The sequence below is a fragment of the Kitasatospora sp. HPM-01-4 genome (assembly GCF_051374625.1).
Classification (GTDB): Bacteria; Actinomycetota; Actinomycetes; order Streptomycetales; family Streptomycetaceae; genus Kitasatospora.
Genome location: NZ_JBPQGP010000005.1, coordinates 5,491,843 through 5,510,705, shown reverse-complemented (window position 1 = coordinate 5,510,705; position 18,863 = coordinate 5,491,843). Strand labels below are relative to the sequence as shown.

Sequence of the window (18,863 nt, the reverse complement as noted above, 5' to 3'; positions counted from 1 at the left end):
CGTGAGCTGTCCCACTTTCCCGCACGCGCCGCTGCCAGGGGATGGACAAATCGCTACGGTTACCAGACCCACTCACGTTACTCACCGGTAGATCGCATGGACGCGGATCGCACCGGCCCTAGCAAGGAGGCTCGGTGGCCCCCACCACCCAGCAGCCCGCCGCACCGGACCAGGCCACTCCCTCGGCCACGCCCCCTCGAGGCAAGGGACGCCCGCGCAGCGCGGCCGCCGACCTGGCGATCCTCGACGCCACCAGGGCCGCCCTCGCCGAACTCGGCTGGGGCGGACTGACCATGGGTGACGTCGCCACCCGGGCCGGCGTCGCCAAGACAACCCTTTACCGACGCTGGCCGTCCAAGAACGAACTCGTGGTCGACGCGGTCGCCAGCCTCTTCGACGAACTGGAGATGGTCGACCTCGGCAGCCTGCGCGCCGACATCGAGGCCGTGGTCGCCCAGTTCGCCACCCTGCTGGCCCGCCCGGAGACCCAGGCCGCCCTGCTCGCCCTGTTCGCCGAGGGCTCCCGCGACGCCCAGCTGCGCCACCGCATCCGCGAACGCATCGTCGAGCCGCAGAAGTACCTGGTCCAGCAGGGCCGTGCGCAGGCCCAGGCGCGCGGCGAACTCGGCGCCGACCTCGACGAGGCCACCACCGCCGAGGAGGTCGACATCATCTTCGACACCATCGCGGGCGCCGTCGAGCACCGCCTCCTGGTGAGCGGCCACCCCGTCACCCCCGCCTGGATCCACCGCTTCACCGCCCTGCTGCTCTGCCCGTTCGGGCAGCCCTGGGAGACGGACTGAGGGCACCACCCGGCCGACGCGCACCGTGCTCCCGGTGCGCCGTGCGCCACGTGGGCCGTGCGCCACGTTCGCCGTGCGCCACGTGGGCCGTGCGCCACGTGGGCCGTGCTCCCGGCGCGCCGCGAACGGCCGGCGGTGGCAAGCGCGCGGGCCGGGCCCGCGAGATCGCGGAACCCGGCCCGGCCAGCCGGCCGACGGTCAGTTCTTCGCCGGGACCACCGGCCCGAAGGCGGCGCCGGCGATCTGCAGGGCGTAGCGGAGTTCGGTCCCGTTGAGGTTGGTGGGGTTGACCGAGTAGACGATCTTGCGGGAGAGGTCGCGGGTGGCGAAGACGCCGCTGGTGTAGCCGGGGCGGGAGCCGGTCTTGCCCCAGACCACGACGCCTTTGGCGGACTTGACCCGCATCAGGCCCATGCTCATGCAGGCCCGTCCGGCGTCCGCCTCGGTACGGCACTGGCTGCTGTTGTGGCTGGGGACGTCGGGGACGGTGAAGAGCTCGGCCTGCTGGGCGGGCGGGAGGAAGCGGCCGCGGAAGAGCTCGGTGATGAAGCGGTCGAGGTCGGCGGGGGTGGAGATCATGCCGCCCTCGGCCCAGGGCCAGGGGCTCTGCTCGGAGACGTCGACCGGGTGGGTGGTGCCGTCCGGCGACTTGACGGTCAGGTAGCCGTGGGAGTGCGGGCCGGGCAGGCGCGGGTCGTCGGCGTCCGGGACGTAGGTGTCGTGCAGGCCGAGCGGACGGGTGATCCGCGACTGGACCTCATGGGCGAAGCTGTGCCCGGTGATCTTCTCGACCAGCATCCCGGCGACGTAGTAGTTCATCCCGTTGTACTGCTGCGCGGTGCCCGGCGCGAACTCCATCGGCTGGCCGGCCGTCAGGTCGACCACCTGCTGCGGGGTGAAGCTCTTGAAGCGGTTGGCGGCGAACCACTCGGCGCTGCCGTCGCCGAAGTCCGGGGTGGCGGCGCCGCGCGGCAGACCGCTGGTGTGGTCGAGCAGCTGACCGACCCTGACCGGCGGGATGTTCGCGGGCAGCACGCCCGGAAGGTACTGCTGGACGGGCTTGTCCAGGTCGATCCGGTGCTCGGCGGCGAGCTGGAGGACGATGGTGGCGGTGAAGACCTTGGAGATGCTGCCGATCCGGATGTGCGCGTTCTGCGGCACGCCCTGACCGGTCTCCAGGTCACCCACGCCCGAGGTGCCCGACCAGTGGCCCGCGCTGCCGGTGATCCGTACCAGCGCACCGGTGACGTCCGCGTTCGGCAGGCCGGCGATGGCCGCCCTGAGCTGGGCCGGGTCGAGCCCCGGCAGCGGCGCGGCGGCCGTGGCGGCCGTGGCGTGCGCCGGCGCCGGGGTGGCGGCGGAGGCGGGAGCGGCCAGGCCGGCGGCCAGGGCGACCAGCAGGGCGCCCGAGGCAGCCACGGTGGACCAACGGGTGCGGCGGGCAGAGGAGTTCACGGTAAGACTCTCCGAGGTGGTCGTGGTCGGGCCGGAGATCGACCGGCCCGGCCACGAGTCTGTCTCCCGGAGGCAGGGCCGCCCATCAGGGAACGTCCCTGATCAACCCCTGAGCCCACCCCGACAGCTGACCGGGGGTCACACCTGGTAGCGGCCGGGGGCGAAGGCCGCGAGGTTGTCGGCGACCCAGCGGGAGGTGGCGGCCAGGCCCTCGTCCAAGGAGACCCTGGGGGCCCAGCCGGTGAGGGTGCGGGCCTTGGTGTTGTCGGAGAGCAGCCGCTCGACCTCGCTGCCGCTGGGCCGCAGCCGGCCCGGGTCGACCACGACCTCGGCGTCCTTGCCGGAGGCGGCGATCAGCGAGCGGGCCAGGTCGCCGATGGAGATCTCGGTTCCCGTACCGAGGTTGAGCACCTCACCGAGCGCGCGGTCCGCGACGGCGGCGGCCAGGAAGCCCTCGGCGGTGTCGGTGGCGTAGGTGAAGTCGCGGGTCGGAGTCAGCGAGCCGAGCCTGATCTCCCGTGCCCCGGAGTGGAGTTGGGACAGGATGGTCGGGATGACGGCCCGCGCGGACTGCCGGGGCCCGTAGGTGTTGAACGGCCGGACCACGGTGACCGGCAGCTCGAAGGAGTGCCAGTAGGAGAGCGCCGCCATGTCGGCGCCGATCTTGGAGGCGGAGTACGGCGACTGCGGCTGCAGCGGGTGCCGCTCGCTGATCGGCGCGGTGATCGCGGTGCCGTACACCTCGCTGGTGGAGGTGTGCACCAGCCGGGCGCCGTGCCGCAGACAGGCGGCGGCGACGTTCTGGGTGCCGACCACGTTGGTCTGCACATACGCCTCGGGCGACTGGTAGCTGTACGGGATGCCGATCAGCGCGGCCAGGTGGAAGACCGTGTCGCAGCCGTCCACCGCGTCCAGTACCCGGCCTGCGTCCCGGACGTCCCCGGCCAGCATCTCCACCTCTCCGCTCGCCAGGTACGGGGCGAGGTGGCCGCGCTCGGCGTACGGCTTGTAGTGCACCAGGGCCCGTACCCGGGCGCCGCGCTCGACCAGCAGGTCGACCAGGGTGCTGCCGATGAAGCCCTCGGCGCCGGTGACGAGTACGCGCTTGCCGTTCCAGTCGTTCATACGTAAGTCCTTGAGGTGAGAGGGGTGATGACGGGAGAGGTCCGCCCGATGGTGCGGAGCACCTTGGCGGCGAGCAGGTCGGCCGCCCGGGCGTGGGTGCCCGGGTCGGCGGCGCGGCCCATGGCGGCCAGCCGTGCCGGGTCGGCCAGCAGCGGTTCGACGATCGCGGCGAGCCGCTCGGCGGTGCACTCGCCGTCGGGCAGCAGCACACCCGCGCCCGCGTCGGAGAGCACCCGGGCGTTGTGGGTCTGGTGGTCGTGCGGCGCGTGCGGGTACGGGACCAGGACGGCGGGCAGGCCGATGCTGGCCAGTTCCGCGACGGTCGCCGAGCCCGCCCGGCAGACCACCAGGTCGGCGGCGGCGTAGGCGAGGTCCATCCGGTCCAGGTAGGGCACGGCCCTGGCGATGGAGGAGCCGCCCAGCCTGGCCCGGACCTCCTCCAGCGCGGCGGGCCCGGTCTTGATCAGCAGCCGGACGTCCGGGCGCCCGCGCCAGCCGGCCGCCAGGCCCAGCGCGGCCTCGGTGAGCCGGGCCGCGCCCAGGCTGCCGCCGTTGAACAGCACCAGCCGCACCCCCGGCGGCACCCCGAGCCGGGCCCGGGCCTCGGCCCGCAGCGCCGCCCGGTCGAGACCGGCGACCGCGCCCACCAGCGGCATCCCGACCGTCTCGGCCTCGACGCCGGACGGCAGGTGCTCCCTGGTCCGGTCGAAGGCCAGCGCGAGGTGCGGGGTGAGCCTGGCGGCGAAGCGGTTGGCCCGGCCGGGCACGGCGTTGGACTCGTGCACCACACTGGGCAGGCCGGCCATCCGGGCGCCGACGATGACCGGCGCGCTCGGGTAGCCGCCCATCCCGACCGCGATCTGCGCGCCCTGCTCCCGCAGGATCTCCCGGCACCGGGCGCCGGACTTCAGCAGGGCGGCCGGCAGCAGATAGCGCTTGAGGCCGAGCGAGGCGTCGAACGGGATCATGTCCACGGTGTGCAGCCGGTAGCCGGCCTCCGGGATCAGCCGGGTCTCCAGGCCCCGCTCGGTCCCGACGAAGGAGATCTCGGCCGCCGGGTCGGCCCTGCGCAACGCCTCGGCGAGGGCGAGTCCGGGGTAGATGTGGCCGCCGGTGCCCCCGGCGCCGATGACCACCGACAAGTGTGATGTCCGCATGGCCTCGACGGTCGCGACCGGGCCTAAGAGAGTTCTAATAGCCGGTTTTGAGAGGCTTATCCCCATGAGCAGTGTGCCGGAGAGCAGTAGGACGCCCAAGGTCCTGGTGGTGGACGACGACCCCGAGGTGCGGGCCGCCGTCGAGGACGGCCTCGCGGTCGCGGGATACGAGGTCCGGGGCGTGGGCGACGGACTGGCCGCACTGAGCGAGGTGGCCGCCTGGCAGCCGGACGCGCTGGTGCTGGACCTGATGATGCCGGTACTCGACGGCCTGGCGGTCTGCCGCCGGCTGCGGGCGCTCGGCGACCGCACCCCGATCCTGGTGCTCACCGCCCGGGACTCGGTCAGCGACCGGGTGGACGGTCTGGACGCGGGCGCCGACGACTACCTGGTGAAGCCCTTCGCGCTGGACGAGCTGACCGCCCGGCTGCGCGCCCTGCTGCGCCGGGCCGCACCCGCCGTACCCGACCACGGCTATGTGCTGGGCGATCTCACGGTCGACCCGGTCAGCCGGACCGGCCACCGGGCGGGCCGCGCGCTGGAGTTCTCCCGAACCGAGTTCGCCCTCCTGGAAGTGCTGCTGCAGAACCCCGGGCAGGTGCTGCCACGTGAGCTGATCATGGAGCGGGTCTGGGGCGCGGACTTCGGTCCGGACTCCAACTCCCTCGCGGTGTACATCGGTTACCTGCGCCGCAAGCTGGAGGCGGCCGGCGAGCCCCGGCTGGTGCACACCGTGCACGGCATCGGCTACCGGCTGGAGGCGCCGTGAGGGCGGGACGCGCCGACGGCACGGGGCACTCCGACAGTGCGGGACACCCCGACGGGGCCGGGCATCCCGGCGACGGCGGACGGGAGCACTCCCGGCACGCCCGCTGGCGCCGCCGCAGACCGCTGCGCACCCGGCTGGCGGTCGCCACCTCCACGGCGGTCGCGCTGGTCACCCTCGGGGTCTGCGCGGCCGGATTCACCATCATGCGCTACGAGTTGGTGCACCAGCTCGACCTGCAGCTGACCCAGCACGCCACCCTGGTGCAGCAGCAGAACCGGGGTCAGGGTCCGCAGCTGCTCTACGCCGAGTGCGGCTACCTGGCCGCGCCCGCCTGCACCCAGATCGTGCCGGCCGACCCGGCCAAGGACCCCGCCGAGCGCTATCTGCTCCCGGTCACCCCCGCGACCCGGGCGGTCGCGGCCGGAGAGCACCGCGGCTACTTCAGCGACGTCACGGTGAGCGGACACCCGGCACGGATGCTCACCACCTGGTTCGGCTCCGGGACCGGGCAGGCGGTACAGGTCGCGCTGCGCTCCGACGCCGTCCAGCAGGGAGTGCGGCAGGCCGGGGAACTGATGGCCGCGGTCGCCGGGGCCGGCGTACTGCTCGCCGGGGTCCTCGGCTACACGGTCGCCCGCACCGGCCTGGCGCCGGTCGCCCGGCTGACCGCCACCGCCGAGCGGATCGCGGCGACCCGGGACGCGACCGTGCGGATCGACCTGCCCGAGGGCGCCCCCGCCGACGCGGACGAGGTGACCCGGCTGGCGGGGGCGTTCAACGCGATGCTGGGCGAGCTGGAGCAGTCGGTGACCGCCCAGCGGCGGCTGGTCGCGGACGCCTCGCACGAGCTGCGCACCCCGCTCACCGCGCTGCGCACCAACGCCGAACTGCTCGCCCGGACCGAGCGGTTGACGCCCGAGCAGCGGCAGCGGGCGACGGCCGGGCTGCAGCGGCAGCTGCGCGAGGTGACCGGCCTGGTGAACGACCTGATCGAACTCGCCAGGGACGAGGAGCCGCAGGCCCTGGTCGAACTGGTCCGGCTGGAGCCGCTGGTGGCGCACTGCGTCGAGACCGCCCGGGACCACTGGCCCGCGGTCGCCTTCGCGTACGTGCCGCAGGGGGACCCGACACTGCCCGGGGTACCCGCGCGGCTGGTACGGCTGGTGGGCAATCTGCTGGACAACGCCGCCAAGTTCAGCCCGCCGGGCGGACCGGTGGAGGTGACGCTCACCGACCGGCTGCTGACGGTCCGCGACCACGGCCCCGGCATCGCACCGGAGGACCTCCCCTACGTCTTCGACCGCTTCTACCGGGCCTCCGCCGCCCGCGCCCTCCCCGGCTCCGGCCTCGGCCTCGCCATGGCCCGCCAGATCGCCCGCGCCCACCGTGCCGAACTCACCGCCGAGGCGGCCCCGGGCGGCGGTGCGCTCTTCCGCCTCGCCTTCTGAGGGAGCCTGCGCCCGGGCAACACCCCGAGGGGCTCGCGGCCGGGCCACCCCCCGGGTCTCCCGTGCGCTGGGCGTGTCCGACAATTCGCGTCGGATCAGCAGAGAGCTTCGTCACGGTGAAGGGATCGCCAGGATCCCGCCCTCCGGTGGAGGACGGGATCCAAGGCGACGGGGAGCGGATCAGAAGGCCGCGGCCTCCCGGTAGATGCCCCACTCGGCGCGGAGGGTGTTGCAGATCTCCCCGAGCGTGGCCTCCGCGCGGATCGCGGTGAGCATCGGCGGGATCATGTTCTCGCCCGAGCGGGCGGCGGCGAGCATGGCGTCGAGCCCGGCCCGGACGGCGGCCTCGTCGCGGGCGGCCTTCCGCTCCCCGAGGAGGCGGACCTGCTCGCGCTCGACCTCGTGGCTGACCCGGAGGATCTCCAGCTCGGGGGTGACGCTGCGCGGGTGGCAGTTGACGCCGACCACGCGCTTCTCGTCCTTCTCCAGGGCCTGCTGGTACTGGAAGGCGGCCTCGGCGATCTCGCCGGTGAACCAGCCCTCCTCGATACCGCGCAGGATGCCGGAGGTCATCGGGCCGATCGGGTGGTCGGCCACCGCCTTGTCCAGGATGCGCTGGAAGATCGCCTCGGCCTGGGCCTCGATCCGGTCGGTGAGCGCCTCGACGTACCAGGAACCGCCCAGCGGGTCGGCCACGTTGGCGACCCCGGTCTCCTCCATCAGCACCTGCTGGGTGCGCAGCGCGATCTCCGCCGCCTGCTCCGACGGCAGTGCCAGGGTCTCGTCCAGCGCGTTGGTGTGCAGCGAGTTGGTGCCGCCGAGCACCGCCGAGAGCGCCTCGACGGCGGTGCGCACCACGTTGTTGTACGGCTGCTGGGCGGTGAGCGAGACCCCTGCGGTCTGGGTGTGGAAGCGCAGCCACTGGGCCTTGTCGGTCTTGGCGCCGAAGCGGTCGCGCATCCAGCGGGCCCAGATCCGGCGGGCGGCGCGGAACTTGGCGATCTCCTCGAAGAAGTCCAGGTGGGCGTCGAAGAAGAAGGACAGCCCGGGTGCGAAGACGTCCACGTCCAGGCCGCGCGACAGCCCGAGCTCGACGTAGGCGAAACCGTCGGCCAGCGTGTACGCGAGCTCCTGGGCGGCGGTCGCCCCGGCCTCGCGGATGTGGTAGCCGGAGACCGAGAGCGGCTTGTAGGCGGGGATGTTGGCGGCGCAGTACGCCATGAGGTCGCCGATCAGGCGCAGGTGCGGCTCGGGCGCGAAGAGCCACTCCTTCTGCGCGATGTACTCCTTGAAGATGTCGGTCTGCAGTGTGCCGTTGAGCACCCCGAGGTCGACACCCTGGCGCTCGGCGGCGACCAGGTACATGCAGAAGATCGGGACGGCCGGGCCGCTGATCGTCATCGAGGTGGTGACCTCGCCGAGCGGGATGCCGTCGAAGAGCACGTCCATGTCGGCGGCGGAGTCGATGGCGACACCGCAGTGGCCGACCTCGCCGAGCGACTTGGAGTCGTCGGAGTCGTACCCCATCAGGGTCGGCATGTCGAAGGCGACCGAGAGACCGCCGCCGCCGGCCTCCAGGATCATCCGGTAGCGCTCGTTGGTCTGCTGGGCGTTACCGAACCCGGCGAACTGCCTTATGGTCCAGGTCCGGCCCCGGTAGCCGGTCGGGTGCAGGCCGCGGGTGAAGGGGTACTCCCCGGGCCAGCCGATCCGCTCGAAGCCCTCGTACGGCTGCCCCGCGGGCGGGCCGTAGACCGGCTCGACCTCGTCGCCGCTCAGCGTGGTGAAGTCCGCGTCGCGCTTGCGCGCCCTGTCATACCGCTGCTGCCAGCGCTGGCGACCGGCCTCGATCTCGTCGGCGTCCATCGACTCCGAGCTCCACTCCGTACGGCCGCCACCGCTGGGGGACGGCACAGCTACTAGGACGTCCTACTAATTTACTCGGACGTCCTAGTATCTGTCGATGGCCCACCCCGGCCGGGAACACGAAAGGGCGCCCTCCCCCGGCGGGGTGAGGGCGCCCTTCGGCGGTACGGTCAGACGCCGACCGGCTCCGGGGCGGCGACCAGCGGCGCCACCTCGCGGACGATCCTGCGCTCGACGAAGAAGACCGCGGTCGGGATCGTGCCGGCCAGCAGGACCCAGGCCAGCTTGCCGACCGGCCACTTCGCCTTGGTGCCCAGGTCGAAGGCGAACACCAGGTAGACGACGAACAGCCAGCCGTGCGCGATACCGGCGGCGGTGGTGAAGCCGGCCGCACCCGAGATACCGAGCACGTACTTGGCGATCACGCCCAGGGTCAGCAGGATCAGGAGGACGCCCGTGACGTAGGCCATCGTCCGGTAACGGGTCAGCACGCTCTGCTTCATGCCATCGAGGGTAACCGCCCGCCCAGGCTGCCCGGCGACAGGGCCCGCGGCGTCACGTGCCGATAGCTCTCGCCTGAACGCACATCCCTCGTCGCGCGCAGCGCCGCTGCGCTCTCCTCACGATGCACGCCCAGACTCGGCTCTCGACCCTCCCCCAGCCTTCGGCCGGGGGGACCCCCTTCTTCACCCACGCTCCCTATCGCCGGGCAGCCTTCGCGTGCATTTGCCGCACCCCTACCCGACCGGCGGAGTGAAGTCGCCCGCCGCCACCCGCAGCGGCCTGAGCAGCTGGAACACCTGCTCGCACTGCTCCTCGTCGTAGCCCTCAAGACCGAAGTCCATCGCCATCAGCGCCCGGGTGGCCTCCTCGACCACGGCCCGGCCGCGCTCCGTGATGGCGGCGAGCACACCCCGGCCGTCGAGCGGGTTGGGGCGGCGGGAGACCAGGCCGGCGCCCTCCAGCCGGACGATGGTGTTGGTCACGCTGGTCGGGTGGACCATCAGCCGCTCACCGATCTTGGAGAGGGAGAGCTCCCCGGTCCGACTGAAGGTGAGCAGCACCAGTGCCTCGTACCGGGCGAAGGTCAGGCCGAACGGTCTGACCACCGAGTCCACCCGGGAGAGCAGGATCTGGTGCGCGCGCATCACCGAGGTGATCGCCGCCATCGCGGGGACGCCTCCCCAGCGCCTGGTCCAGAGTTCGTCGGCGCGGGCGATCGGGTCGAAATCGAGAGCTAGGGGCTTGGCCACCTCCCCACCGTACCGGCGGGCCGGAACAAAGACCCCGGGTGTCCACAATGCTGGACGGCCGCCCGACCGGCCGACCGGTCGCCGCCGGGGGCCGGGACATGGAGTCCGGGCATTCCGGTACCGGTGATTCCATTTGCCCCGGCTCACCTGCCGCAAGGTCTCGGTTTGTTCAAATAGCGCCGACACGGATCGATGATTTGCCCGTTTTCTCCGTCATTCTGACGCTCTATTAGCAGTTTTCCTGTCGTAATCCCATGGCACTGTTCTGGCAAGCACTGCTAAACATCTGTCACTCCATCAGCATGCTCGGTCATGCCCTCTGCCCCGTTCCGCCCTGGTCGGCACCAATTCCTGTCGCCCCGGAACGCGACCCGACCGCTGGCAGGCGGTTGCCATGGAAGGAATCCACAGTTGAAGCGCAAGCTCAGCGCTGTTCTCTCCGCCTCGGTGGTTCTCGCCGCCGCGATCCAGGTCAGCTCGGGGACGGCGCAGGCGCTGTCCTCCACCGATGACGACACGGTGGCCGCGGCCGCTCCGCAGCCCGCGGAGTCCGAGCTGATCGCCCTCGCCGACTCCCGGATCCCGGCCGCCGCCAAGGCACTGGGCCTGGGCGGTCAGGAGAAGCTGGTCGCCAAGGACGCCGTGGTGGACGCCGACGGCACCAAGCACCTGCGCTACGAGCGGACCTTCGGCGGGCTGCCGGTGCTCGGCGGCGACGTGGTGGTGCACCAGGACGCCAAGGGCGCCATCACCTCCGTGGACCGCGCGCTCGGCGGCAAGCTCACCCTGCCGAGCCTCACCCCGAAGCTCTCCGCCGACAAGGCCGCGGACAAGGCGGCCGGTGCGGTGAAGTCGACCGTGGGCATCGCGGCGGACGAGGACACCGCCGCACTCAAGCAGGTCAGCAGCGCCGGCCAGGCCAAGCTGGTCGTCTGGGCCGCCACCGGCACCCCGCGCCTGGCCTACGAGACGGTGGTCGAGGGCCTGCGCGCCGACGGCACCCCGAGCCGCCAGCGGCTGGTCACCGACGCCGCCAGCGGCGAGGTGCTCTCCACCCACGAGGAGATCCAGACCGCGACCGCGGCCGGCACCGGCCGGGGCGTGCACGACGGCTCGGTGCGGCTGACCACCACGCCGTACAAGACCTGGTTCCAGCTGAAGGACCCGACCCGCGGCAACCAGTACACCACCACGCTCAAGGGCGGCACCTCCGGCAAGGGCACGCTCTACATAAGCTTCACCGACCGCTGGGGCAGCGGCCAGGTCTCCAACGGCCAGTCCGCCGCCGTGGACGCCCAGTTCGGCGCGGCCGCCACCTGGGACTTCTACAAGAAGACCTTCGGCCGCAACGGCATCCGCAACGACGGGGTCGGCGCCTACAGCCGGGTCCACTTCGGCCAGAACTACATGAACGCGTTCTGGGACGACAGCTGCTTCTGCATGACCTACGGCGACGGTGCGGGCAACACCCACCCGCTGACCTCGCTCGACGTGGCCGGCCACGAGATGAGCCACGGCGTCACCGCGGCCACCGCGAAGCTCAACTACTTCGGTGAGTCCGGCGGTCTGAACGAGGCCACCTCGGACATCCTCGGCACCGGCGTCGAGTTCTTCGAGAACCTGCCCGCCAACCCGCCGAACTACCTGATCGGCGAGAGCATCGACTACTTCGGCAACGGCAAGCCGCTGCGCTACATGGACCAGCCCTCCAAGGACGGCCGTTCCGCCGACTACTGGTCCCCCTCGCTCGGCCGGCTGGACGTGCACTACTCGTCCGGCGTCGCCAACCACTTCTTCTTCCTGCTGGCCCAGGGCAGCGGGAAGAAGACCATCAACGGCTACAGCTACGACTCGCCGACCTTCGACGGCAAGCCGGTGGCCGGCATCGGCCGCAACAAGGCCCTCCAGGTCTGGTACCGCGCGCTGACCGTCTACATGACCTCGACCACCGACTACCACGGCGCGCGTGCCGCGACCCTGAAGGCGGCGGCCGACCTGTACGGCGGCACCGGCTCCACCGAGTACAAGCGGGTCGCGGCGTGCTGGGACGCCGTCAACGTCAAGTAACACCACCGCTCGTCCCGACCACCGCAGCCGGGTCTCCTGTCCGACAGGGGCCCGGCTGCGGTGCGTCGTGCCACCGCCGGTGCCGCGTGCCGGGGCGGCGCTAGCAGCCGCCGGCCGAGCCGGGCAAGAGGGTGCGATGGCGGAGTCCCGCCATCCGGTCCATCCGATCCCATCGAAACATCAAACATTCACAATGTTGCGGCAATGAACGCTCCACGGGCGGGTGTTGGCCGAATTCGACCAGTTCTCCGGCTCGGTTCGAACCGGAACCCCTGCTTCGGACCCGCCGCGCGTCGGCCCCGGACATCCGCCCGACACATCACCAACACACGGACATGGGCCTGAGGTTGGCGGGAGTTTGCCAATCATTGCCCAGGACCTGTCATTTCAGCGGTCCGATTGTCATGCTTCTGGCCAGCCCCGTACCGGCACCGGCCGCCCCACCTCTCCGGCCGCTGCCGCCTGAACCGCACGGAGCAGTACGTAAGCGCCCGTTCCGCCCCAGCAGGCACCACCCCTGGTGCCCCGGAACGCGGCGCGACCGCGCAGACGCGGTAGAACCGGAAGGACCGTACGTGAAGCGAAAGCTGACAGTCGGAGCCGTTCTCTCCGCCTCGGTGTTCCTCACCGGGGCGGTCCAGGCCGGCATCGGGACGGCGCAGGCCAGCCCCGCTCCGGCCAACGGGGCCTTCGCCGGGCAGCAGCACGCCGAGCTGATAGCCCAGGCCGACTCCCAGGCCGCGGCCGCCGCCAAGGCGCTGGGCCTGGGCGGCCAGGAGAAGCTGGTGGCCAGGGACGCCGTGGTGGACGCCGACGGCACCAAGCACCTGCGCTACGAGCGGACCTTCGGCGGACTGCCGGTGCTCGGCGGCGACCTGATCGTGCACCAGGACGCCAAGGGCGCCGTCAAGTCCGTGGACCGCGCGCTGGGCGGCAAGCTGGCGCTGCCCAGCCTGACGCCGAAGCTCTCCGCCGACCAGGCCGCCGCCACGGCGACCGGCACGGTCAAGGCCACCATCGGCGCCAAGGACGCCGACGACGCCGCGCTCAGCTCGGTCGACCGCAGCAGCGGGGCCAAGCTGGTCGTCTGGGCCGCCACCGGCACCCCGCGCCTGGCCTACCAGACCACCGTCGAGGGCATGCGCGCCGACGGCACCCCGAGCCGCCAGCGGCTGGTCACCGACGCCGCCACCGGCGAGGTGCTCTCCACCCACGAGGAGATCCAGACCGCCAACGCCACCGGCACCGGCAAGGGCGTCTTCGTCGGCACCGTACCGCTGACCACCAACTACACCGGCAGCGCGTACCAGTTGAAGGACGCCACCCGCGGCAACCAGTACACCACCAACCTGAGCGGCCGCACCTCGGGCAACGGCACCCTCTACAGCAACTCGACCAACACCTGGGGCAGCGGCCTGGCCTCCAACACCCAGTCGGCCGCCGTGGACGCCCAGTACGGCGCCGCCGTCACCTGGGACTTCTACAAGGCCACCTTCGGCCGCAACGGCATCCGCAACGACGGGGTCGGCGCCTACAGCCGCGTCCACTACGGCAAGAACTACGTCAACGCCTTCTGGGACGACAGCTGCTTCTGCATGACCTACGGCGACGGCGTCAGCAACACCCACCCGCTGACCGAACTCGACGTGGCCGGCCACGAGATGAGCCACGGCGTCACCTCCGCCACGGCGAACCTCAACTACTTCGGCGAGTCCGGCGGTCTGAACGAGGCCACCTCCGACATCTTCGGCACCGGCGTCGAGTGGTACGCCAACCTGCCCGCCAACAAGCCGAACTACTGGCTGGGCGAGCTGATCGACTTCAACAGCGACGGCACCCCGCTGCGCTACATGGACAAGCCCTCCAAGGACGGCACCTCGCCCGACTACTGGTCCTCCTCGCTCGGCCAGCTGGACGTGCACTACTCGTCCGGCGTCGCCAACCACTTCTTCTACCTGCTGGCCGAGGGCAGCGGGGCCAAGAGCATCAACGGCTACAGCTACAACTCGCCGACCTCTAACGGCCAGAGCGTGGCCGGCATCGGCCGGGCCAAGGCCCTCCAGGTCTGGTACCGCGCGCTGACCGTCTACATGACCTCGACCACCAACTACAAGGGCGCGCGCACCGCGACCCTGAAGGCCGCCGCCGACCTGTACGGCGCCTCCTCCACCGAGTACGGCCAGGTCGCCGCGGCCTGGTCCGCCGTGAACGTCAGCTGACGCCGCACGGCCGGAAACCGCAGCCGGGCCGTCCGCTCTCTCCGGTCAGGAGAGCGGACGGCCCGGCTGCGGCGCGTTACGGAGCTCAGGCGGTGGCGGGGACGGCCGTCTCGCCGCGCTCCTCCTTCGCCAGCATCCGCTCGGCGAAGAACCCGCCGGTCGGGAGCACCGAGAGGACGAACAGCAGCGCGCTGCGCTTGGCCGGCCAGCGCTGCTGCTGCGCGGCGAGCGCCAGGAAGACCACGTACAGGATGAAGAGCACGCCGTGGATCATGCCCATCACCGGCACGGCGTTGAAGCTGGTGGTCCGCTTCAGCACCGAGCAGACCAGCAGCAGGAGGAAGGAGAGGCCCTCGGGGCCGGAGACAAGGCGCAGACGGTGGACGGCGCTGCTCTTCACGATGGATACCTCATGGATCGGGGGTCGGCGGGCGGGCTTGTGAACGGGCGCACAAGCCGCCAGCCCATTATCACCGACCCGCCGCCGGACCCCCGGCCGGGGTGGCCCCGGGGCCGGGGCACCGGTGCGCCCTCAGGGGGCGGCGGCGAGCGGAACCGGGCGCGCGTCCCGCGCCCCGCGCGAACCGTCCGCCGGACCCGGCGTCCCGAAGTCGTCCGGAGGTCCTATATTGCTGCCGCGCGACCTGACGGTCAGGTCGCCGGAGACCGCGGGGGAAACACCGTTGTTCGCCATCGACTGGAACCGCCGGACCTGCTCCCGGCGCGGCCACACCACCTATGCACCCACCGAGCCGGAGCTGCGGACGCGCCTGCACGCGCAGACCTCCCTCGGCGACGCCTGGCGCTGCCTGCGCTGCGGCGACTTCGCCCTGGGCGCCCCGCACGGCTCGGGCCCGGCCGGGAACGCACCGCTGGTGCCCCGCGGCAAGGCGCTGCGCGACATCTTCATCCTCCGCTTCCTGGCGATCGAGCGGCTGCTGCGCGGGGTGCTGATCATCCTGGTCGCCTGGGCGGTGTGGAAGTTCTCCAACAGCCAGGACGCGGTCAAGGACCTCTTCAACCAGAACCTGACCGTCTTCAAGCCGGTCACCGACCACTTCCACTGGGACCTTGAGAACTCCCCCATCGTGGAGACCATCCGCAAGACCTTCGACTACAAGCACAGCACCCTGCTGGCCGTGGCGGGCGCGCTGCTGGCGTACGCGCTGATCGAGATCGTCGAGGCGTTCGGGCTCTGGCTGGGCCGCCGCTGGGCCGAGTACCTGACCGTGGTGGCCACCGCCGCGTTCCTCCCGCTGGAGGGCTACGAGCTGTCGCACCATGTCACGGTGTTCAAGATCTGCACGCTGCTGCTGAACATCGCCGCGGTGGTGTGGATCCTGCTCTCCAAGCGGCTGTTCGGCCTGCGCGGCGGCGTGGTGGCCTTCGAGGCCGAGCGGCACTCCGCCTCGCTGCTCGAGGTCGAGCAGTCGGCGGGGGTCGCGCACGCGGCGGTCTAGGACCGGCCGGCGGCTGCCACCGTGCCACCGCGCCGGTTACATTCGGCCGGTGGCACGGTTGTGCCCCGGGGGCTTCGGGCACCGGCTCACAGTCCGCCTTGGGGTGCTTATAAGTTTGTACAACATTTAACAACCTCGGTTATGCTGGTCCCATGGACATGCACAGCACCGACACCGGGATCTCCTCGCCCCAGCCCCGTGAGGAAGAGGAGACTCCCTGGCTCTCGGCCAAGGAGCAGCAGTTCTGGCGTGCCCATCTGGAGGTGGCCAGGCTGCTGGACTACCAGCTGGGCCGCGAACTCCAGCCGCACAACCTGGCCAGCAACGACTACGAGATCCTGGTCGTCCTCTCCGAGTCCCCGGAGCGCCGGATGCGGATGACCGACCTGGCCACCGCCACCCTCCAGTCCAAGAGCCGGCTCTCGCACCAGATCACCCGGATGGAGAACGCCGGCCTGGTGCTCCGTCAGGACTGCCCCGGCGACCGCCGCGGCCTCTACGCGCACCTGACCGAACTGGGCTGGGAGACGATGCAGAAGGTCGCCCCCGACCACGTGCGGAGCGTGCGCCACCACTTCATCGACCGGCTCACCCCCGAGCAGATCGACGCGATGTACGCCGCCCTCGCCCCGATCGCCGATCACCTGCGCGCCCTGCGCGGGCGCGCGTAGACACCTGAGGGCGCGGGGCCGGGCAGTGCCCCGGCGCACCCGCGCCCCCCTTGGGCCGCCTACGCGCCGGTCAGGTCCGCGATGAGCTGGTCCGCCGCGCCGTACGGGTCGAGCTCCCCGGCCGCCACCCGCTCCGCGAGGGCCCCCAGGTGCCGGTCACCGCGCAGGTCGCCGATCCTGGCCCGGAGGGCGGCGAGTGCGATGGCCTCGATCTCGTCCGCGGCCCGGCGCCGCCGCCGGAGCGCCAGTTCGCCGGTCTCGGCCAGCCAGGCCCGGTGCTTCTCCAGCGCCTCGACGACCTCGTCCATGCCCTCGCCGCGTGCCGCGACGGTCTTGACGATCGGCGGCCGCCAGTCCCCCGGTTCGCGCGCCTCGCCGAGGCCGAGCATGTGGTTGAGCTCGCGGGCGGTGGCGTCCGCCCCGTCCCGGTCGGCCTTGTTGACCACGAAGACGTCGCCGATCTCCAGGATTCCGGCCTTGGCCGCCTGGATCCCGTCACCCATACCGGGGGCCAGCAGCACCACCGAGGTGTCCGCCTGCGCGGCGATCTCCACCTCGGACTGCCCGACGCCGACGGTCTCCACCAGGATGACCTCGCACCCGGCTCCGTCCAGCACCCGCAGGGCCTGCGGCGCGGCCCAGGAGAGCCCGCCGAGGTGGCCCCGGGTGGCCATCGAGCGGATGAACACCTCGGGGTCGGTGGCGTGCTCCTGCATCCGCACCCGGTCACCGAGCAGCGCCCCGCCGGAGAACGGCGAGGAGGGGTCGACGGCGAGCACCCCGACCCGCTTGCCGAGCCGCCGGTAGGCGGAGACCAGCGCGGAGGTGGAGGTGGACTTGCCCACCCCGGGCGAGCCGGTCAGCCCGACCGTGTAGGCCTGCCCGGTGTACGGGGCGAGCGCGGCCATCGCCTCGCGCAGCTGGGGAGCGGCGTTCTCCACCAGCGTGATCAGCCGGGCGACGGCGCGCGGCCGGCCCTGCCGGGCCTGCTCGACCAGCGTCGGCACATCGACCATCTTCAGTCCGCTCCTCGCTTCAGACCCCGACCGCGGCGCCGCCCCGGGCGGCCGCCGTGCGGACGGGAGGGGCCGCCGGCCGCTGGTGGCGGCCGACAGCCCCGACGCCATGTCAGACGCTACGCCGACCGGTCAGGCCCGCGGGACCCGCACGATCAGGGCGTCACCCTGGCCGCCACCGCCGCAGAGCGCCGCCGCGCCCGTGCCGCCGCCGCGGCGCTGCAGTTCGAGTGCCAGGTGCAGCACGATCCGGGCGCCGGACATTCCGATCGGGTGGCCGAGGGCGATCGCGCCGCCGTTGACGTTGACCTTCTCCTCGGTGACGCCGAGGTCCTTCATCGACTGGTGGGCGACGGCCGCGAACGCCTCGTTGATCTCGATCAGATCGAGGTCCTCGACCGCGATGCCCTCCTTGGCCACCGCGTGCCGGATGGCGTTGGACGGCTGCGACTGCAGCGAGTTGTCCGGGCCGGCCACGTTGCCGTGCGCGCCGATCTCGGCCAGCCAGGTCAGGCCGAGCTCCTCGGCCTTGGCCTTGCTCATCACGACCACCGCGGCGGCGCCGTCGGAGATCTGCGAGGAGGTGCCGGCGGTGATGGTGCCGTCCTTGGTGAAGGCGGGGCGCAGCTTGGCCAGGCCCTCCACCGTGGTGTCGGCGCGGATGCCCTCGTCCTCCTTGAAGAGGACCGGCTCGCCCTTGCGCTGCGGGATCCCGACCGGGACGATCTCGGCCTCGAAGACGCCGTTCTTCTGCGCGGCGGCGGCCCGCTGGTGGGAGAGCGCGGCGATCCTGTCCTGGACCTCGCGGCCGATCCCCAGCCGGGTGTTGTGCTTCTCGGTCGACTCGCCCATCGGGATGTTCTCGTACGCGTCGGTGAGGCCGTCGTGGGCCATCGCGTCGAGCATCCCGATCGAGCCGTACTTGTAGCCCTCGCGGGACTTCGGCAGCAGGTGCGGGGCGTTGGTCATGGACTCCTGGCCGCCGGCCACCACGATGTCGAACTCGCCCGCGCGGATCAGCTGGTCGGCCAGCGCGATGGCGTCCAGGCCGGACAGGCAGACCTTGTTGATCGTCAGGGCCGGCACGTTCATCGGGATGCCGGCCTTGACCGCCGCCTGCCGGGCCGGGATCTGGCCCGCGCCCGCCTGCAGCACCTGACCCATGATCACGTACTGGACCTGCTCGGCGGAGATGCCGGCCCGCTCCACGGCCGCCTTGATGGCGAAGCCGCCGAGATCCGCACCGGAGAAGCCCTTGAGCGAGCCGAGCAGGCGGCCCATGGGGGTTCGGGCACCGGCGACGATCACTGAAGTAGTCATGAGACGAGCCCCTTCGCGCGTCAAGGCCAGGTGGGGTCCCCCCGGCCGGAGGCTGGGGGCGTGTGGGGATGCCGCTCAATGTACTGACCCGTAACCCAGGCGTCACCGCAGCGAAGGTGTGATCAGCAGCACTGGCACTACCCAGTCAACACCGTGTCAGCACGCGCCGGGGTGAAGTTTCGGCCACGCGCGTGGGAGGCACGGCACGGTGTGAGCAGACTCGCACGGTGGGCT

The 18,863-nt window shown here is 71.8% G+C and carries 16 protein-coding genes; 7 read left to right on the top strand and 9 right to left on the bottom strand.

The genetic code is table 11. The features are described from left to right. The first annotated feature begins 134 nt into the window (after window positions 1–134). Entirely contained in the window at window positions 135–803 is a 669-nt protein-coding gene (locus ACSMTC_RS24005) for a TetR/AcrR family transcriptional regulator (RefSeq protein ID WP_436561779.1), read from the top strand. A 198-nt stretch (window positions 804–1,001) separates the two neighbouring features. Here the strand turns inward: ACSMTC_RS24005 and ACSMTC_RS24000 are convergent, their stop codons facing one another. The 3 genes from ACSMTC_RS24000 to ACSMTC_RS23990 form a co-directional block, all read right to left on the bottom strand. Next, on the bottom strand, window positions 1,002–2,258 hold the full coding sequence (locus ACSMTC_RS24000) for a serine hydrolase domain-containing protein (protein WP_436561778.1): 1,257 nt from the start codon (window positions 2,256–2,258) through the stop codon (window positions 1,002–1,004). A gap of 138 nt (window positions 2,259–2,396) precedes the next feature. Then, entirely contained in the window at window positions 2,397–3,383 is a 987-nt protein-coding gene (locus ACSMTC_RS23995) for an SDR family NAD(P)-dependent oxidoreductase (protein WP_436561777.1), read from the bottom strand. After that, entirely contained in the window at window positions 3,380–4,540 is a 1,161-nt protein-coding gene (locus tag ACSMTC_RS23990; RefSeq protein WP_436561776.1) for a UDP-N-acetylglucosamine--N-acetylmuramyl-(pentapeptide) pyrophosphoryl-undecaprenol N-acetylglucosamine transferase, read from the bottom strand. Before ACSMTC_RS23990 ends, ACSMTC_RS23995 begins: the two co-directional genes overlap by 4 nt. 64 nt (window positions 4,541–4,604) lie before the next feature. Between ACSMTC_RS23990 and ACSMTC_RS23985 the strand changes: the two genes are divergently transcribed. Together ACSMTC_RS23985 and ACSMTC_RS23980 are read left to right on the top strand one after the other, a co-directional pair. Further along, window positions 4,605–5,309, top strand: coding sequence for a response regulator transcription factor (locus tag ACSMTC_RS23985; protein WP_436561775.1), 705 nt, complete (start codon window positions 4,605–4,607; stop codon window positions 5,307–5,309). A 122-nt stretch (window positions 5,310–5,431) separates the two neighbouring features. After that, the gene (locus tag ACSMTC_RS23980; RefSeq protein ID WP_436564794.1) at window positions 5,432–6,757 is read left to right on the top strand and encodes a sensor histidine kinase; all 1,326 of its coding nucleotides are present in this window, start codon (window positions 5,432–5,434) and stop codon (window positions 6,755–6,757) included. A gap of 180 nt (window positions 6,758–6,937) precedes the next feature. Here ACSMTC_RS23980 and ACSMTC_RS23975 read toward each other — a convergent pair whose 3' ends face one another. The 3 genes from ACSMTC_RS23975 to ACSMTC_RS23965 form a co-directional block, all read right to left on the bottom strand. Continuing rightward, window positions 6,938–8,623 (bottom strand): coenzyme B12-dependent isobutyryl-CoA mutase large subunit, encoded by a 1,686-nt coding sequence (locus tag ACSMTC_RS23975; protein ID WP_436561774.1) that lies wholly within the window; start codon window positions 8,621–8,623, stop codon window positions 6,938–6,940. Between the two features lie 170 nt (window positions 8,624–8,793). After that, window positions 8,794–9,126, bottom strand: a complete 333-nt coding sequence (locus tag ACSMTC_RS23970) for a DUF3817 domain-containing protein (RefSeq protein WP_436561773.1) — start codon at window positions 9,124–9,126, stop codon at window positions 8,794–8,796. Window positions 9,127–9,360: 234 nt separating this feature from the next. Further along, window positions 9,361–9,876, bottom strand: a complete 516-nt coding sequence (locus ACSMTC_RS23965; RefSeq protein WP_436561772.1) for a MarR family winged helix-turn-helix transcriptional regulator — start codon at window positions 9,874–9,876, stop codon at window positions 9,361–9,363. Between the two features lie 411 nt (window positions 9,877–10,287). Between ACSMTC_RS23965 and ACSMTC_RS23960 the strand changes: the two genes are divergently transcribed. Further along, complete coding sequence (locus ACSMTC_RS23960) at window positions 10,288–11,943, top strand: M4 family metallopeptidase (RefSeq protein ID WP_436561771.1); 1,656 nt, start codon at window positions 10,288–10,290, stop codon at window positions 11,941–11,943. Between the two features lie 575 nt (window positions 11,944–12,518). Next, window positions 12,519–14,162 carry a M4 family metallopeptidase gene (locus ACSMTC_RS23955; protein ID WP_436561770.1) on the top strand — a complete coding sequence of 548 codons (1,644 nt, stop codon included), beginning with the start codon at window positions 12,519–12,521 and terminating at the stop codon, window positions 14,160–14,162. Between the two features lie 85 nt (window positions 14,163–14,247). On the opposite strand, the gene ACSMTC_RS23950 is transcribed toward ACSMTC_RS23955, so the two are convergent. Next, window positions 14,248–14,562, bottom strand: coding sequence for a DUF3817 domain-containing protein (locus ACSMTC_RS23950; protein WP_436561769.1), 315 nt, complete (start codon window positions 14,560–14,562; stop codon window positions 14,248–14,250). Between the two features lie 283 nt (window positions 14,563–14,845). Between ACSMTC_RS23950 and ACSMTC_RS23945 the strand changes: the two genes are divergently transcribed. Together ACSMTC_RS23945 and ACSMTC_RS23940 are read left to right on the top strand one after the other, a co-directional pair. Further along, window positions 14,846–15,622: a DUF2127 domain-containing protein gene (locus ACSMTC_RS23945; RefSeq protein ID WP_436561768.1), complete on the top strand. Its 777-nt coding sequence runs from the start codon at window positions 14,846–14,848 to the stop codon at window positions 15,620–15,622. A gap of 152 nt (window positions 15,623–15,774) precedes the next feature. Next, complete coding sequence (locus tag ACSMTC_RS23940; RefSeq protein ID WP_436561767.1) at window positions 15,775–16,293, top strand: MarR family winged helix-turn-helix transcriptional regulator; 519 nt, start codon at window positions 15,775–15,777, stop codon at window positions 16,291–16,293. A gap of 59 nt (window positions 16,294–16,352) precedes the next feature. Here ACSMTC_RS23940 and meaB read toward each other — a convergent pair whose 3' ends face one another. Beyond that, window positions 16,353–17,309 (bottom strand): methylmalonyl Co-A mutase-associated GTPase MeaB, encoded by a 957-nt coding sequence (gene meaB / locus ACSMTC_RS23935; RefSeq protein ID WP_436561766.1) that lies wholly within the window; start codon window positions 17,307–17,309, stop codon window positions 16,353–16,355. A 132-nt stretch (window positions 17,310–17,441) separates the two neighbouring features. Next, window positions 17,442–18,629 carry an acetyl-CoA C-acetyltransferase gene (locus tag ACSMTC_RS23930; protein WP_436561765.1) on the bottom strand — a complete coding sequence of 396 codons (1,188 nt, stop codon included), beginning with the start codon at window positions 18,627–18,629 and terminating at the stop codon, window positions 17,442–17,444. Between the last annotated feature and the right edge of the window lie 234 nt (window positions 18,630–18,863).

Bases quoted from the DNA above. Each gene is read 5' to 3' on its own strand.
- ACSMTC_RS23985 (WP_436561775.1), top strand. From the start codon at position 4,605: ATGAGCAGTGTGCCGGAGAGCAGTAGGACGCCCAAGGTCCTGGTGGTG.
- ACSMTC_RS23975 (WP_436561774.1), bottom strand. From the start codon at position 8,623: ATGGACGCCGACGAGATCGAGGCCGGTCGCCAGCGCTGGCAGCAGCGG.
- ACSMTC_RS23970 (WP_436561773.1), bottom strand. From the start codon at position 9,126: ATGAAGCAGAGCGTGCTGACCCGTTACCGGACGATGGCCTACGTCACG.
- ACSMTC_RS23940 (WP_436561767.1), top strand. From the start codon at position 15,775: ATGGACATGCACAGCACCGACACCGGGATCTCCTCGCCCCAGCCCCGT.
- ACSMTC_RS23995 (WP_436561777.1), bottom strand. From the start codon at position 3,383: ATGAACGACTGGAACGGCAAGCGCGTACTCGTCACCGGCGCCGAGGGC.
- meaB (WP_436561766.1), bottom strand. From the start codon at position 17,309: ATGGTCGATGTGCCGACGCTGGTCGAGCAGGCCCGGCAGGGCCGGCCG.
- ACSMTC_RS23930 (WP_436561765.1), bottom strand. From the start codon at position 18,629: ATGACTACTTCAGTGATCGTCGCCGGTGCCCGAACCCCCATGGGCCGC.
- ACSMTC_RS23990 (WP_436561776.1), bottom strand. From the start codon at position 4,540: ATGCGGACATCACACTTGTCGGTGGTCATCGGCGCCGGGGGCACCGGC.